Annotated in this window: 13 protein-coding genes, 1 pseudogene and 1 other annotated feature; of the genes and pseudogenes, 7 read left to right on the top strand and 7 right to left on the bottom strand. The window is 48.0% G+C overall.

From position 1 onward, the window contains the following. Positions 1 to 29 precede the first annotated feature (29 nt). Complete coding sequence (locus M2387_RS03350; RefSeq protein ID WP_259047164.1) at positions 30 to 350, bottom strand: metalloregulator ArsR/SmtB family transcription factor; 321 nt, start codon at positions 348 to 350, stop codon at positions 30 to 32. A gap of 82 nt (positions 351 to 432) precedes the next feature. On the opposite strand from M2387_RS03350, the gene arsH reads away from it, so the two are divergent. Then, positions 433 to 1,137, top strand: coding sequence for an arsenical resistance protein ArsH (gene arsH / locus M2387_RS03345; RefSeq protein ID WP_259047163.1), 705 nt, complete (start codon positions 433 to 435; stop codon positions 1,135 to 1,137). A 651-nt stretch (positions 1,138 to 1,788) separates the two neighbouring features. Beyond that, positions 1,789 to 1,971, top strand: coding sequence for a hypothetical protein (locus M2387_RS03340; RefSeq protein WP_259047161.1), 183 nt, complete (start codon positions 1,789 to 1,791; stop codon positions 1,969 to 1,971). Between the two features lie 96 nt (positions 1,972 to 2,067). Here M2387_RS03340 and M2387_RS03335 read toward each other — a convergent pair whose 3' ends face one another. The 6 genes from M2387_RS03335 to M2387_RS03310 all read right to left on the bottom strand — a co-directional run bounded on the left by M2387_RS03335 (position 2,068) and on the right by M2387_RS03310 (position 11,026). Continuing rightward, positions 2,068 to 4,146 (bottom strand): sensor domain-containing protein, encoded by a 2,079-nt coding sequence (locus tag M2387_RS03335; RefSeq protein WP_259047160.1) that lies wholly within the window; start codon positions 4,144 to 4,146, stop codon positions 2,068 to 2,070. Positions 4,147 to 4,496: 350 nt separating this feature from the next. Beyond that, positions 4,497 to 5,300 carry a tryptophan synthase subunit alpha gene (gene trpA, locus M2387_RS03330; RefSeq protein WP_259047159.1) on the bottom strand — a complete coding sequence of 268 codons (804 nt, stop codon included), beginning with the start codon at positions 5,298 to 5,300 and terminating at the stop codon, positions 4,497 to 4,499. After that, positions 5,300 to 6,490 carry a tryptophan synthase subunit beta gene (trpB, locus tag M2387_RS03325; RefSeq protein WP_259047158.1) on the bottom strand — a complete coding sequence of 397 codons (1,191 nt, stop codon included), beginning with the start codon at positions 6,488 to 6,490 and terminating at the stop codon, positions 5,300 to 5,302. Before trpB ends, trpA begins: the two co-directional genes overlap by 1 nt. A gap of 12 nt (positions 6,491 to 6,502) precedes the next feature. Further along, a complete protein-coding gene (trpCF, locus tag M2387_RS03320; RefSeq protein ID WP_259047157.1) occupies positions 6,503 to 7,864 on the bottom strand; it encodes a bifunctional indole-3-glycerol-phosphate synthase TrpC/phosphoribosylanthranilate isomerase TrpF in 1,362 nt (453 codons plus the stop codon). 4 nt (positions 7,865 to 7,868) lie between these two features. After that, positions 7,869 to 9,464, bottom strand: a complete 1,596-nt coding sequence (trpD, locus tag M2387_RS03315) for a bifunctional anthranilate synthase glutamate amidotransferase component TrpG/anthranilate phosphoribosyltransferase TrpD (RefSeq protein ID WP_259047156.1) — start codon at positions 9,462 to 9,464, stop codon at positions 7,869 to 7,871. After that, on the bottom strand, positions 9,464 to 11,026 hold the full coding sequence (locus M2387_RS03310) for an anthranilate synthase component 1 (protein WP_259047154.1): 1,563 nt from the start codon (positions 11,024 to 11,026) through the stop codon (positions 9,464 to 9,466). The genes trpD and M2387_RS03310 overlap by 1 nt, the downstream gene beginning before the upstream one ends. A 21-nt stretch (positions 11,027 to 11,047) precedes the next feature. After that, positions 11,048 to 11,140 (bottom strand) — a sequence feature (Trp leader region). 171 nt (positions 11,141 to 11,311) lie between these two features. On the opposite strand from M2387_RS03310, the gene rnm reads away from it, so the two are divergent. From rnm to rluB, 5 genes and pseudogenes are all read left to right on the top strand, one after another. Beyond that, positions 11,312 to 12,175, top strand: coding sequence for an RNase RNM (gene rnm / locus M2387_RS03305; RefSeq protein WP_259047153.1), 864 nt, complete (start codon positions 11,312 to 11,314; stop codon positions 12,173 to 12,175). Between the two features lie 12 nt (positions 12,176 to 12,187). After that, the gene (locus M2387_RS03300; RefSeq protein ID WP_259047151.1) at positions 12,188 to 12,808 is read left to right on the top strand and encodes an L-threonylcarbamoyladenylate synthase; all 621 of its coding nucleotides are present in this window, start codon (positions 12,188 to 12,190) and stop codon (positions 12,806 to 12,808) included. 9 nt (positions 12,809 to 12,817) lie between these two features. Beyond that, on the top strand, positions 12,818 to 13,609 hold the full coding sequence (locus M2387_RS03295) for a MerR family transcriptional regulator (RefSeq protein WP_259047150.1): 792 nt from the start codon (positions 12,818 to 12,820) through the stop codon (positions 13,607 to 13,609). 184 nt (positions 13,610 to 13,793) lie between these two features. Further along, complete coding sequence (locus M2387_RS03290) at positions 13,794 to 14,573, top strand: OB-fold putative lipoprotein (RefSeq protein ID WP_259047149.1); 780 nt, start codon at positions 13,794 to 13,796, stop codon at positions 14,571 to 14,573. Between the two features lie 264 nt (positions 14,574 to 14,837). Continuing rightward, positions 14,838 to 15,716: pseudogene (gene rluB / locus M2387_RS03285) on the top strand (23S rRNA pseudouridine(2605) synthase RluB); the annotation flags it as partial. Positions 15,717 to 15,771 lie beyond the last annotated feature (55 nt).

The following is a 15,771-nucleotide window of genomic DNA, read 5'->3' as shown; positions in this document are numbered from 1 at the left end:
TATATATGTTTATTCATATGCATATTATTTCAGCAGGAAACCAATACGGCGCTACTGATTTTCTTACGTATATTTTCTCGTTCACAATTCCAGGCTGTATCAATAATACCTGCCGCCCATGCAGGCATATGTGGCGACAGTCGGTAATGTACCCATTTTCCTTCCCGGCGGTCGATGACCAACCCTGACTCACGCAATAGTGCCATGTGGCGTGAAATTTTGGGCTGAGACTCAGCTGTTGCCCCGCAGATATCACAGACGCACATCTCGCCGGATTCCCTGAGAAGCATCACGATAGTCGAACGCGTTTCATCGGCGAGCAGTTTAAAAAGCTGAACAGGCTGAATCATGCTTAACCTCAATTTAAATAACATCACATATGATATTTCATATGTGATGTTATTTAAAGCACGGTTTATAAAATGGGTTTTTATGATGTACTTACCAGCAATCAAACTGGGATGTTTTGATAATGCGATTGCCAGCAAGCTGTCGGGCAATACTGAAACAATGCCACGTACTCTCATCCTGTACGGTTCGGTAAGGCAGCGATCCTATAGCCGTTTTGCTGCCGAAGAAGCCGGGCGATTACTGACACAGATGGGCGCAGAAGTGAAAATTTTTAACCCTTCAGGTTTGCCGCTACCTGATGATGCACCCGAGAGTCATCTCAAGGTGCTCGAGCTGCGCGAACTGGTGAGGTGGTGTGACGGAATGGTCTGGAGTTCTCCAGAAAGGCATGGAGCCATGAGCTCGGTGATGAAGGCACAGATTGACTGGATACCCCTGAGTGAAGGTGCGGTTCGTCCATCACAGGGGAAAACCCTGGCCGTGATGCAGGCCTGTGGTGGTTCGCAGTCATTCAATACGGTAAATCAAATGCGCATACTTGGTCGCTGGATGCGAATGTTCACGATCCCCAATCAGTCATCTGTGCCGAAAGCATGGCAGGAGTTTGACGACGAGGGGCGTATGAAACCGTCAGCCTGGTATGACAGGATTGTTGATGTTGTCGAAGAGTTGTTCAAAATTACGTTACTCCTTAAAGGACATACTGACTATCTGGCCGACCGCTATAGCGAAAGAAAAGAAAACCATCAGGAGCTTTCTGCACGTGTTAATCAGGAAAAAATTTGACTGATAATAATGCCCGAATTCATTTTCGAGTTTTTATAACATCAGCTCTTTGCTCACGATATCTTGAACAATGCTTGCGGTACACTCACAAAGTCATTCTCCAAAACTAAAGTAATAGACATGGAAATCATAGGCTTAAAAGAGGTGGTTTGAGGTAATGGAATCTCTAAGAAAATGGCTTTTCTATATTACAATCAGATAATTAAATAAAAGTAATCAATGTAATTCTCCGTCACATCGGCTGGCAGGTTAATCCAAGTCAGCCCAGTGACATGCAAGCATCAGAACAACCAATCGTCGGTATTTTCCCATGCATTAAACTGGCCGATATGAAGCGTCAGCTAATAAACCTAATGGCGGTATGTTCAATTCCCGCATCAATAGAGTCGACAGCCTTTTTCAGCTCGCGGAAAAGATTCTCAGCCTGGCGACGAGACAAGCAGATCGTTTTCGGGGAATTCTTTGATGGGCCACATCGGAACACCGGCCATGCTATCGGTGAGGCGAGCGCGCAACATGACATGCTCAGACAGAGCGTAATAGCTGATCTCAAAATCAGTCAGTTCAGGCGAGCAGTCAATAATGTTCTGCAATCATAGAATCTTTTCGTAGAAGTCTGTAAACGAACTAAGTCATCAGCAGGAGATTAATATGAGAACTGTTCAAGAAATCCTTGATATCATGAGTCCGGAGTTGCGTTCTCATGCTGAAAAGGCCGTGGAGGAGTCTCGTATTTTTGCCTCAATATGGGTAAAAATGCCATCGCCATCTGCATTAAATGGTTTAGCTGAGCAATCCGCAAGATATAGCGAACATATTGATAAATTCGCTTGAATTAATATCGCAATGAATTTTAAAGGTCGCTAATGCGACCTTTTTAGCAATATCAGGTTAATGTTTTTTTGCTCAAAACGTATCCGGATAAACAAATCATAACATTTCTAAACGTCTGTCCGGTGGCTGCGGATAACCAAAGTAGTAACCCTGGAACAGAGTACAACCTTCTTTTTTCAGTTGTTCAAACTGCTCAATATTTTCCACACCTTCTGCGGTTATTTTAATATCCAGGCTGCTGCTCATACCGGTTATCGCCCGAATAATAGCCAGAGATTCACGGCTATAGTGCATATCGCTAATAAACGATTTATCGATTTTAATTTTATCGAACGGGAAGGAACGCATATAACTGAGCGATGAATAACCGGTACCAAAATCATCCAGGGCTATTTGTACCCCGAGTGCTTTCAGCCGTTTCAGAACATCAATATTATCTGAGGAATTATCCAGCAGGACTGATTCTGTTATCTCCACTTCCAGACGCTCGGGTGCCAGCCCCGATTTTCTTAATGCGGCTTCTATGACTGAAAGCAGGGTATTGCTTTTAAACTGTAATGGCGAAAGATTAACGGCGACGCTTTGCGTCGTCGGCCAACTGGCGGCTTCACGACAGGCTTCATGCAAAGCATATGCGCCTAAAGTATGGATAAGGCCCGTTTCTTCTGCTACGGGGATAAAGTCATCCGGCATGATGAGACCTCTTTCCGGATGGTGCCAGCGCATAAGCGCTTCATAACCAATAATCTCGGTATTCTGACAGTTAGTAATTGGCTGGTAGTAAAGTTTAAACTGACCGCTATGAATCGCTTCTCGCAGGTCGTTCTCAATCAGATGACGCTTTTCAGCCTCTTCTTCCAGCGTTTCAGTGAAATACTCGAAACGGTTACGCCCGTTACGTTTGGCTTCATATAACGCCATATCGGCGCAGCGCAGAAGACGACTTTGTTCGCAATTTCCTGGCTCGACGATAACAATACCGACACTTAATCCGACGGAAAGCATATAGCCTTCGACATCAAACGGCGCGCGGATGATTTCAATCAGCCTGCTGGCTACGCTGTCAGCCTCTTCCCTTTGATTAAGATTGGGCAGAACCACGGAGAACTCATCTCCACCTGTACGCGCCAGTGTATCTTGTTCACGAAGCGTACTCCGCAGACGTACTGCGACAGCACGCAGCAGCATATCACCGACATGATGACCCAGCGTGTCATTAACGTGTTTGAAGTGATCCAGATCGAGACAAAGAACCGCGCAAATTGTGCGAGTCTGTAAAGCAATTTCCAGAGCTTCATTTAGTCGCTGGCTAAACAGCACGCGGTTAGGAAGATTAGTAAGATTGTCGTGGTAGGCCATATGGCGAATACGCGAGTCGGCGGCATGCTGCTCGGTAATATCATCCGTCATAAGTAATACATAATTATGGCTGGTATCTGTTCCACGGATCACTGAAGCTGAGGTATCGATAACACGGTCACCCTCAGTGCTATTTAACAGACATTTGTTTCGATGAGTGCCTTCTTTACGCTGTGCGACATCTGAAAGCTGCGCAAAATACTCGCCGATTGAAGAAGGCATCGATTCTGACAGTGACTTACCGATAAAATCGTTTTTTTCTCCACCAAGCAGACGCTGTGCCCGGTTATTCATCAGTAAAATCTTCCGGGTCATGACATCTTCAATGATCACGCTGGAAGGAATATGAGAGACTATCGTATCGTGAAAAATAGACAGTGAGGCCATTTTTTCACTGTAAACTTCCGCCAGTTCTCGGGCCTCACGCAACGATTGTTCGTAGTCGTGTAGTTCAGTACAGTCTCGGGTTACCTTGGCAAATCCTAGCAGTTCGCCCTGGTCATTACGGATAGCATCAATAGCAACATGTGCCCAGAAGGTGCTGCCATCTTTACGGTAACGCCAGCCCTGGTTCTCATAACGCCCGGTTTTGCGTGCGATACTCAGACCATATTGAGGCAGGCCTTCTTGTTGTTCCTGTTCACTGTAAAAGCAGCTAAAGTTTTTACCAATGATTTCTTCCGGCAGGTAGCCTTTGGCACGCTGTGCGCCTGTATTCCAGTTAACAATAGTACCATCCGGTTTTAGCATATAAATGGCATAGTCAACTACGCTCTGAACCAGAAGTCGATACATTACATCTGAGCTATCATTCATTAATATTTTTCCCAAATGCTTACGATTATTTATCTTAAATGAGAAATTGCCGCCGATATGAAACTCGCATGCCATTCTGTTGCGCACACGCTGATTCTGAGGACATTAACACCTGTTATGTTTTCAAGTTTTGGTATTACTGACGAGCAGAAACAGAGTCATAGAGTGAGTCTATAATTATCGATGTTTTACGACTATAAGTAACGAGAATTATTTAGCGCGCTTATTAATGAGGGGGGGGGAGGGTTTCTGAATATAAGAAGAAAAGTGTACTGTTTCTCTTGTTAAAGCGGGTAAAAGTGACGTTGTCTCTTTTACCCGCTTTATTATTATAGAATCTGAAAGATTAACTATCGGGTTGCCGCTTTCATCTCAACCACAAACTGTTTTAACAGGGTTAGCATCTGCTCAGGATTATCAAGGTTATTTTCAATAATCTTCACAATGGCTGAACCAGAAATAGCGCCCGCAGCTCCCGCCTGAATAGCCTCACGTACCTGTGATGGCTCTGAAATACCAAAACCAAGGAGAGGAGGGGCTGCATGGTATTCGGTCAGCTTGTCTATCAGATGATGAAGCGGCAGTTGAGCGCGGCTTTCAGCACCCGTGACTCCAGCCCTGGAAACCAGGTAGGTATAACCCCGACCATGTGAAGCTATTTCACGAAGTAAAGCATCATCGGCATTTGGCGGGCAGATAAAGATAGGCGCAACCTCATGCCCCAGAGCAGCAGTACGAAACTCTTTCGACTCTTCCACAGGGACATCGGCCACCAGAACGGAGTCAACGCCGACAGCGGCACATTTGGCGTAAAAAGCCTCGATACCCGGGCTGAATACCAGATTGGCATACATTAGCAGACCAATTGGGATTGTCGGGTATTTTTGGCGAATAGCAGCCAGCATTTCAAAGCACTGGGCCGGATTGACGCCGGATGCAAAAGCACGCAAGGCGGCATCCTGAATCGTCGGACCGTCTGCCAGCGGATCGGAGAAAGGAATACCCAGTTCCAGGGCATCAGCACCACCTTCAACCAGCGCATCAATAATCCGCAATGACAGCTCAGGATTAGGATCCCCCAGCGTCACAAAGGGAACAAACGCGCCTTCTTTTTTGTCTTTTAGCTGCTTAAACAGTTGATGATAACGTTCCATTAGATTTCACCTCGTGCTTTCAGAATGTCGTGGACGGTGAAAATATCTTTGTCGCCGCGACCAGAGAGGTTCACCACTAACAGTTGTTCTTTTTCCGGATTCTCGTTGATCATTTTCAGGGCATGGGCCAAAGCATGTGAAGACTCGAGGGCCGGGATAATCCCTTCTTTGCGAGATAACGCTTTAAATGCTTCAAGTGCTTCATTGTCGGTGATTGAAACGTAATCAGCCCGACCGATACTGTTCAAATAGGCGTGCTGAGGGCCGACTGACGGGAAGTCGAGACCGGCTGAAATAGAGTAAGACTCTTCAATCTGGCCATCTTCGGTCTGCATCATCGGTGATTTCATACCGAAATAGATACCTACACGACCATGTTTCAGAGGCGCACCATGCTCGCCGGTTTCGATACCGTGACCACCGGGTTCAACCCCAATCAACTTAACCGCAGTTTCATCGATAAAGTCTGCGAACATACCAATGGCATTCGAGCCGCCACCAATACAGGCGATAACCGCATCCGGCAGGCGACCTTCTTTTTCGAGGATCTGCGCTTTAGTTTCTTCACCTATCATGCGCTGGAACTCACGCACAATAGTCGGGTAAGGATGTGGACCCGCTGCGGTACCCAACATGTAGTGAGCGGTCTCATAACTACCAGACCAGTCACGTAAGGCTTCATTACAGGCATCTTTCAGGGTGGAGGAGCCGCTGTGAACCGGAATAACCTCAGCCCCCATCAAACGCATACGGAATACGTTCGGTGACTGACGCTCGACGTCTTTAGCGCCCATATAAATACGGCATTTCAGGCCCAGCAGCGCCGAAGCCAGTGCCGAGGCAACGCCATGCTGACCGGCGCCCGTTTCAGCGATGATTTCAGTTTTACCCATCCGCTTTGCCAGCAGTGCCTGTCCCAGCACTTGGTTAGTCTTGTGCGCACCACCGTGCAGTAAATCTTCACGTTTAAGATACAGCGTACTGCGAGTGTTAGCGGTTAAATTACGACATTTGGTCAGTGCGGTAGGGCGACCGGCGTAATTTTTCAGTAAGTCAGTAAATTCGGCCTGAAATTCAGCATCCGATTGTGCAGCTACAAAAGCTTCTTCGAGCTGACGCAAAGCGGGCATCAGGATCTGCGGTACATACATACCGCCAAATTCGCCAAAATAGGGATTCAGTAATGTCATCGCTTGGTTTCCTTAGTAAGCCCGCAGCGTCTGGAAGACGGCTGCCAGCTTGTTAGCATCTTTAATACCTGGCGCTGTTTCAACACCAGAATTGAAATCCAGCCCGGCACAGCCTGTTTGTGCCGCGCTCGAGCAATTACTTTCATTCAGTCCACCGGCCAGCAGAACATTGTCCAGCGACTGACCTGCAAGCAGGCCCCAGTCAAAGCGCTGACCGCTTCCGCCCTGACCATTATCCAGCAGATACTTATCAACGTACTGCAGGTTGCGTTCTGGCAAGCTGTTATCGACACTGAGTGCTTTCCAGATTTCAACCGTCGCTGGCAGAGCCTGGCGCAGGGCGGTGATCCAGGCCTGGTTTTCGGTACCATGTAACTGAACAGCTGACAGTCCGAGCGTGGTAACTTTCTCTACAATGTCTTCCACTGATTGATTACGGAACACACCAACATAACTGAGCGGGGCAGCAGCAATAACGGTAGCGGCTTGTTGCTCATTCACCAGACGCGGTGATGTGGGAACAAAAATCAGACCACCGTAAATGGCACCGGCACTGTAGGCAGCCATGGCATCTTCAGCGCGGGTCAGGCCGCAGACCTTATTCGCGCCCAGCAACACACGACGTACGGCATGGGTCAGATTGGGTTCGCTCATCAATGCTGAGCCAATTAAAAAGCCGTTCGCGTAATGGCTGAGTTCACGGACCTGGGCATAATGATTAATACCGGACTCACTGATAACCGTGACATCACGTGGCAGGCGCGGAGCCAGTTGACGAGTACGGTCAAGGGTGATTGATAAATCGCGTAAATCACGGTTATTAATACCGACCACTTTTGCTTTAAGCGCAATGGCGCGTTCCAGCTCAGCTTCGTTGCTGACTTCAGTCAGCACACCCATATTCAGGCTGTGAGCAACGGCAGCCAGGGCTAAATACTGTTCATCATCGAGCACTGAGAGCATCAGTAAGCAAGCATCTGCCTGATAAAAACGCGCTAAATAAATCTGATACGGGTCAATAATAAAGTCTTTGCACAGAACCGGTTGCGTGACCACCTGGCTGACAATCGGCAGGTAGTCGAAGCTGCCCTGAAAGTACTTTTCGTCCGTCAGGACGGACACTGCCGAGGCATAATGCTTATAGACATTTGCTATCTGCTGCGGGTCAAAATTCTCACGTATAACGCCTTTAGAAGGTGACGCTTTTTTACATTCGAGAATAAAGACCGTACGTGGCCCGCGTAGCGCCCGATAAAAATCACGCTCGGTCGCGACCAGCTTGTTCTTAAAACTGTCCAGTGGCTGTTGTTCTTTCCGTGCGGTGACCCATAGCGCTTTATCCGCAACGATTTTCGTTAATACAGTCTCTTGCATTGGCTTATCCTCTTCCAGCCAGAGCAGTTACCTTTGAGTAGGCCGCTCCACTACGAATCACTTCCAGAACCTGTCGGGCATTTGCTCGTAAATCTTCATGACCATGGATACGCATTAGCATCGCCACATTGGCAGCGACCGCTGACTCATGGGCGAGTTCACCGTTGCCCTGCAGCAGTCGGGTTAGAATATCACGGTTTTCTTCTGGTGTGCCGCCAGCCAGCGCTTCCTGAACATAAGGCTCCAGCCCGAAATCCTCTGCCGTCAGGGTATAGCTTTTGATTTCGCCGTTATTCAACTCAGCAACCTGGGTATCAGCATGAAGTGAAACTTCATCCATCCCACCACTATGGACCACGGCGGCACGTTTATAGCCTAACATACGCAAGGTTTCAGCAATCGGCAGTACCAGGTCCGGGCTATAGACACCAATCAGGGCGAGCGGGGGACGTGCCGGGTTAATCAATGGCCCCAGCACATTGAACAGCGTGCGGGTTTTCAGCTGCTGGCGGACCGGCATCGCATGGCGGAAACCTGAATGATATTTAGGGGCGAATAAAAAGCAAATTCCCAGTTCATCCAGCGCATGACGTGATGCGTCAGCACTCATATCGAGATTAATACCAAATGCTGCGAGTAAATCGGACGATCCTGAGCGGCTGGAAACGCTGCGGTTGCCGTGTTTCGCTACTTTCATTCCTACTGCCGCTGCAACAAAGGCGCTGGCGGTGGAAATATTAATACTGTTACTGCCGTCGCCACCGGTGCCGACAATATCGGTAAATTCATAGTCCGGGGTCGGGAATGCGGCAGCATGTTCCAGTAATGCACTGGCAGCACCGGCTATCTCAAGTGGATGCTCACCACGAACTTTCATACTGACCAGGGCTGCGGCTAATTGTTCTGGCTTTAATTCGCCACGCACAATTGCAGAAAATAGCTGATGGCTTTCTTCCCGTTCCAGCGTTTGTCCTTGATATAGCTTATCAAGAATAGGCTGTGTGCTATTGGTCTGTTTGAGTTTCAGTAACGCCCAGTCAAGCGTCTGTTCCAGTAAGCGAGCTCCCTGGGTAGTCAGGATAGACTCAGGATGGAACTGAAAACCAACGACACGATCCACTTCGTGACGTACCGCCATGACCATGCCGTCAAACTGAGCATTAATCGTTAGTCCGGCAGGAATATTGCTTCCCACCAGGGAGTGATAACGAGCCACCGGGAGCGGATTAGGCAAGCCTGCGAACATCGCTTCTCCGTCATGCGTAATCGCTGAGGCTTTACCATGCAGGATCTCACCCGCCTGACCCACATAGCCACCGTAGGCTTCAACAATGGCCTGATGCCCCAGGCAAATGCCGATGATAGGCAGTCGCCCCCGTAAACGCGTCAGAAGCTCAGGCATACAGCCAGCTTCACTTGGCACGCCCGGGCCCGGAGAAAGCATCAGCACAGGATTATTCATCGTCGCCAGGCGGTCAATTAACAGTTGTGCCGGGACATGGTTGCGATAAATCACCACATGGTGCCCGCTGCCACGCAGCTGATCTGCCAGGTTATAAGTAAATGAGTCGATATTATCGAGCAGCAGAATGTCAGCCATTAGAAACTCTCCTGAGCATGGTGGGCACTGGCAATCGCACGCAATACCGCGCGCGCTTTATTACGGGTTTCATCGGCTTCTGACTGCGGGTCGGAGTCCAGTACGACACCGGCTCCGGCTTGAACGGTTGCCACGCCTGCTTCAACATAAGCTGAACGAATAACAATACAGGTATCCAGTGTTCCGGCTGCTGTGAAATAACCTACAGCACCGCCGTAGCTGCCCCGACGAACGCCTTCCGCTTCAGCAATTAATTGCATCGCGCGAACTTTAGGTGCGCCGCTTAAGGTACCCATATTCATACAGGCGCGATAGGCATGTAAGGCATCCAGGTTGTGGCTCAGTTCACCCACCACGCGTGATACCAGGTGCATAACAAAAGAGTAGCGGTCTACTTTGGTTAAATCAGCGACGTAACGGCTTCCTGGCGTACAGATACGTGCCAGATCGTTACGGGCCAGGTCAACTAGCATCAGATGTTCAGACAGCTCTTTTTGGTCGGTACGCATTTCCAGCTCAATACGACTGTCGAGATCACGATCTAAAGAACCGTCAGCACGACGCCCACGAGGACGGGTACCGGCTATCGGATAAATTTCAATTTGGCGATTGCTGGCATCATATTTCAGTGAGCTTTCCGGAGAGGCACCAAACAGGGTGAAATCATTATCCTGCATAAAGAACATATAAGGACTTGGATTGCTCTTTTTCAGCGTCTGATAGGCAGCCAATGGCGACGGACAGGGCAGTGAAAAACGGCGTGACGGGACGACCTGGAAAATCTCTCCGGCACGAATCGACTTCTGCATTTGACGCACCACGGCACCAAAGGCTTCATCGCTTTGATTCACATCACAGCGCATATTTGCCACGACTTGCACCGGAACTGCCTCTAAAGGCTCAGCCATTTGCTGGCGTAACTGAGACGTGCGTTCCTGCAGACGCTGCCTTTCACTTTCAATCGGTGTGAACAGACTTGCCTGAATTTTAGTCTGTTGTTTCTGATGATCGATAATCAGTAAGGTTTCAGCCAGATAGAAGCAGTAATCCGGGCAGCTGTTATCTTGCTTCAATGCCGGTAAGTCTTCAAAACCGGCGACCAGGTCATAGGCAAATAGCCCGCCGAAAAACATTGCCTCGCGGTCGGCTGCTGGCACAATCACCAGCTCTTGTAGTAAACGAAAAGCATCGAATACTGACAGAGAGCACAGACGGGCATCTTCATCTAACAGTGCGCTGACGGCAGGGAAACGCAGGATACGGCCATCAGACAGTTTTTCGTTCGTCACTTCATCGGGCAGAACGGCATCCAGCAGAGGAAGCAGGGCTGCGCCATTAACGGTTAAGGCTTGCAGAGTAACGATTTGACCCATAGCGGTAATTCGTAAAGCGCTGTCGACCAGTAACAGGCTTTTTAAATCGTTTTTACTGTCAATATCCGCAGACTCCAGCAATAACGTTGCCGGACGGGTTCCACAAAGTTTATGGAACAGGGCCGTAGGATTTTCACAATAAGTTGCTTCGCTGCTGAATAATTCAAGTGTTGGTTTTTGTGGTTGCATGTTATTTCTCAAATTTTGTTCAAAAAAAAGCCCGCAATAGGGCGGGCTGATATCTGTGCTAGCAAATAGCATGAATGCGCGCGCCGTCCTGATTCAGGAAGTACGCCAACCACGAGTTACAGAAATCATCGCTTTCATTTCAGATACCTTTTTAATCCAAGTGAACTTTCGTACTAGTAAACTGGTTCAGCGGTTAATTGTCAATAGCGATTTTTCTAAATTACTGAATCCAGGTATGATAAGTCTTATTGGTCTCATTAGCCTTTTTAGTCACCTGGAGATATTTTGAACGAAACAGGATTACTGGTCATTCATGATTTGCATAGCCATACTACCGCTTCCGATGGCATGTTAACGCCAGAAGCGCTGGTACACCGCGCAGTCGATATGCGGGTTAATGTGCTGGCAATTACCGATCATGATACTGTTAGCGGGCTGGCATCTGCCAGAAAAGCGATTACTGAATCTAACTTGCCATTGCAGCTTATCTCCGGAGTGGAAATTTCCACACTCTGGGAGAATCATGAAATACATATTGTCGGACTGAATATCGATGAGAGTTATGCACCCTTAAACGCATTTTTACAGGCGCAGAGTGAACGTCGACAGCATCGTGCCTTACTGATTGCGGAACGTCTTGAGAAAGCTAAAATTCCCGGTGCATTAGAAGGCGCAATGAAACACGCGCAAGGCGGAGAGATTACCCGAGCCCATTTTGCCCGTTTCTTAATTGAAGAAAAACGTGCCAATAATATAGCGGATGTTTTTAAGAAGTATCTCGCAAAAGGGAAAACAGGATATGTACCTCCTCAATGGTGTAGTATAGAACAGGCCGTTGATATTATTCATCGTGCAGGCGGTCAGGCGGTAGTGGCGCATCCGGCACGCTACGATTTGAGCGCTAAATGGTTAAAAAGATTACTGGCACATTTTGCCGAATGTGGCGGTGATGCCATGGAAGTGGCACAGTGTCAGCAAGCGCCGAATGAACGTACTTTGCTGGCAAGTTATGCTCAACAGTTTAATTTACTGGCCTCTCAAGGCTCTGATTTCCATCAGCCTTGCGCGTGGATTGAGCTTGGACGTAAATTATGGCTACCTGGTGGTGTTGAGCCAGTATGGCAGCGCTGGGCAAACTCCCCACAGTAAAGAGAGAAAAATATGAGTCTGTTTTTATATATTCATCCGGATAATCCACAGCCACGTCTGATTAGTCAGGTTGTCGAGATTATTCGTAAAGGCGGGGTTATTGTTTATCCCACCGATTCAGGATATGCCTTAGGGTGTAAACTGGAAGAAAAGAATGCGATGGAGCGTATTTGTCGTATTCGCCAGCTACCAGGCGGTCACAATTTCACATTGATGTGTCGTGATTTATCCGAATTATCCACCTATGCATTTGTTGATAACGTCGCCTTTCGCCTGATAAAAAATAACACCCCGGGCAACTACACCTTTGTATTTAAGGGCACCAAAGAAGTTCCCCGTCGACTGTTACAAGAAAAGCGTAAAACTATTGGTCTGAGAGTCCCCTCAAATCCTATCGCCCAGGCATTACTGGAGGCTTTAGATGAACCCATGCTGTCAACTTCCCTGATGCTACCGGGGAGTGATTTTACCGAGTCGGATCCGGAAGAGATCAAAGACCGTCTGGAAAAAGTCGTGGATGCGATTATTCATGGGGGATATCTGGGGCAGCAACCGACTACCGTGATTGACTTGACTGAAGATACCCCGGTTGTATTACGCGAGGGTGCGGGTGATGTGGCACCTTTCCTTTAGAGGAATTATATGGCGCGCTTCAACATTGACGTTTTTGCTTCCCAGTGCGGTGTTACACCAGCGAATATACGTAGCTGGCAGCGTTATGGTTTAATCAAACCGCATGCTGATGAGCGGGGACATCGCTTTTTTGATATAGACCATTGTGCTCGTGTCAATGAAATTGTCAGCTGGCTGGAAAAGGGCGTTCCGGTATGCAATATACTCGCTTTACTTAATGGTGAGGCGCTACGTCGTGATTCCGGCTGGTTTGCGATACAGGACGTCTTGATTTCCCATTGCCGGGAGCAGCAGTACGCCAAACTTCGCGGCTTAATATGGCGTTATGGACGTGAGCTGCCACCGGCTATTTTTATCGATGAAATGATCCGCCCTCTACGTTTGTGGATGAGTGCTGATAGTCGTTCCGGAATGACCATGGCGCGAGCCGCATTAGATGGCGCATTAATTGAATATGCGACATTTGTTCTCGCCAGTGGGCGTAAGCGTTATGGCAGCAGCATGTGCATTATTGCTATGTCACTTAACGACAGCGTAGATATCTGGCTGGAGTCTATTCGCTATGCGAGTGACGGGTTTCGGGTGGAAGTTTTACCCCATGTTATAACCATGCCGGAGCTTGATAAAATAAAAGCCGATCATATTGTAGTCTGGGTGGACAGAGTATTAAATCAAAAACAGCGGGTTGAATATCAGCGTTGGGTAGCTGAGGGCAAACCAGTTATTTTAGCGGGCTCTGCGGCTGGGGAAACCCTTAATACTTTAGCCAATTATACTGAACGCCGGCTTTTCGGTCAGTGAATTAATTAATGCGCTGAAGAAAAATTCTTTTTTATTAATTTAACTGCTTCTTTCTGGTTGATCAATTTTTACCCTGTTTATTGTTAAAGACGCTCAGCTAACTAACCGCTTATAGAATAATCTGTTCTTGCTACACAGCTTGGAATTAACTGCTTTTCATTTAAATATTTATTCAGGAATGGGTATGAAAAATATAATCGCGCTGTCCTTGATTGTTTGCTCCTTCAGTACATTGGCGAACAACCAACAATCGCTCAATTCTGAAAATCTGCAACCCTACCGTTCCTCGGCCGAGGACTATATCAGTAATTTGTTTAACGCCACCTGTGAATTAACCTTAAAAGGTGACATCAAAACGGACATCCCGCTTGATAAGGCTATTACTGGAGTGGTAAGCCGAGTGACGCAGGGGATGGAGAAAGGCACCAAAGCCTATTCTATAATCCATGATACCGTTCTGCTCGGCGCGGCGGTTGGTCAGAACTTAAAGGAAAAGGGAAAAACCATCACTCAAGATAAGGTCGTCATTCATACCTGCGGTGAATTCGTGAGTTATCTCGATCGGAGGGGCGCGATTTCTGGATTCGCTGCAGATTTAAACACCCCAGAACAACCTGTCAGGACAAAATCGGGTAATGATGGTTCGGATAAGCGTGTTTACCGGACTACGGCGACAGCATTAGCTGAAATGTATGATGAAAACGAAGTCGCAGCAGACGATAAAATAGGTGGCCGGAAAGTTGAAGTGACGGGTGTTGTTCAAAGTATTGATAAGGATTTTACCGACAGTGTGGTGGTATCACTTCAAAGTGATAATGATTATATGCCTGCGCGCTTTGGTATGGAGGACTCTGAAAAATCCCAAGCCTCCCGTTTGAGAAAAGGGCAGACTGTCAGCATTACCTGTGAAAAAATGAGATTCTTTATTGGTTCACCATCGGGAAGAAGTTGCCGGTTTAACTAAGTCGTATTTATCCCTTTCCTGGATATTCTGCATGTCACTAGCTTTTGATGACTTAAAAGCCGGAATAAAACTTGCTGCCCCCTTCACATAAAATTTAGTGTAGAATGTACGCCCACGAATCATTGTGTGTGGCAGCCTGTGCGAGATTATTATCTGCCATGCTCTATACCATGAAACAGTTACCTGACCGCGAGTTAACTTCTTAGTCAACTCGCTGTTTTATAAGTATTCAGACGCCTGTGAAGGCGACACCGAGGAAGCTCAATGAGCGAAAAGAGCGAAAAGCTACAAAAAGTACTGGCGCGTGCCGGTCATGGGTCTCGTCGTGAGATCGAAACCATTATCTCTGCTGGCCGCGTAAGCGTGGACGGCAAAATAGCAAAACTGGGTGACCGTGTAGAAGTTACTCAGGCACTTAAAATCCGTATCGATGGTCATCTGATTTCAATGAAAGAATCCGTTGATCAGATTTGCCGGGTGCTGGCCTATTATAAGCCTGAAGGCGAGCTTTGTACTCGTAGCGACCCTGAAGGTCGCCCGACAGTGTTCGATCGTTTACCTAAACTGCGCGGTGCGCGCTGGATTGCAGTCGGACGCCTGGATGTAAATACCTGTGGTCTGCTGTTGTTCACCACCGATGGTGAACTGGCTAACCGCCTGATGCATCCGAGCCGCGAAGTTGAACGTGAATATGCTGTGCGTGTCTTTGGCGAAGTCGGCGACGATAAAATCAAGCAACTTTCCCGTGGTGTGCAGTTAGAAGACGGCCCGGCTGCCTTTAAAACTATCAAGTTTACCGGTGGGGAAGGGATTAACCAGTGGTATAGCGTCACCCTGACCGAAGGACGTAACCGTGAAGTTCGTCGGCTCTGGGAAGCAGTCGGAGTGCAGGTCAGCCGCCTGATCCGCGTACGTTATGGCGATATTCAGTTGCCAAAAGGCCTGCCTCGAGGTGGTTACACCGAACTCGATCTGGGCCCGACTAACTACTTGCGTGCACTGGTTGAATTAGATGTAGAAACCAACAGCAAGGTTGCAGTTGAGAAAGACAGGCGTCCGATGAAAGCGAATCAGATTCGTCGTGCGGTGAAACGTCATGGCCAGGGGAACAATGAGCGTTCTGCTGAGGGTTCCACTGCACGACTTACTGGTGGCCGTCCAGGCACACGTACTGGTGAAAACACTGCGGCACGTCCAG

This window comes from Klebsiella sp. BIGb0407, assembly GCF_024807845.1.
Lineage (GTDB): Bacteria > Pseudomonadota > Gammaproteobacteria > Enterobacterales > Enterobacteriaceae > JGM124.
This window is presented reverse-complemented; position numbering and strand designations above follow the sequence as displayed.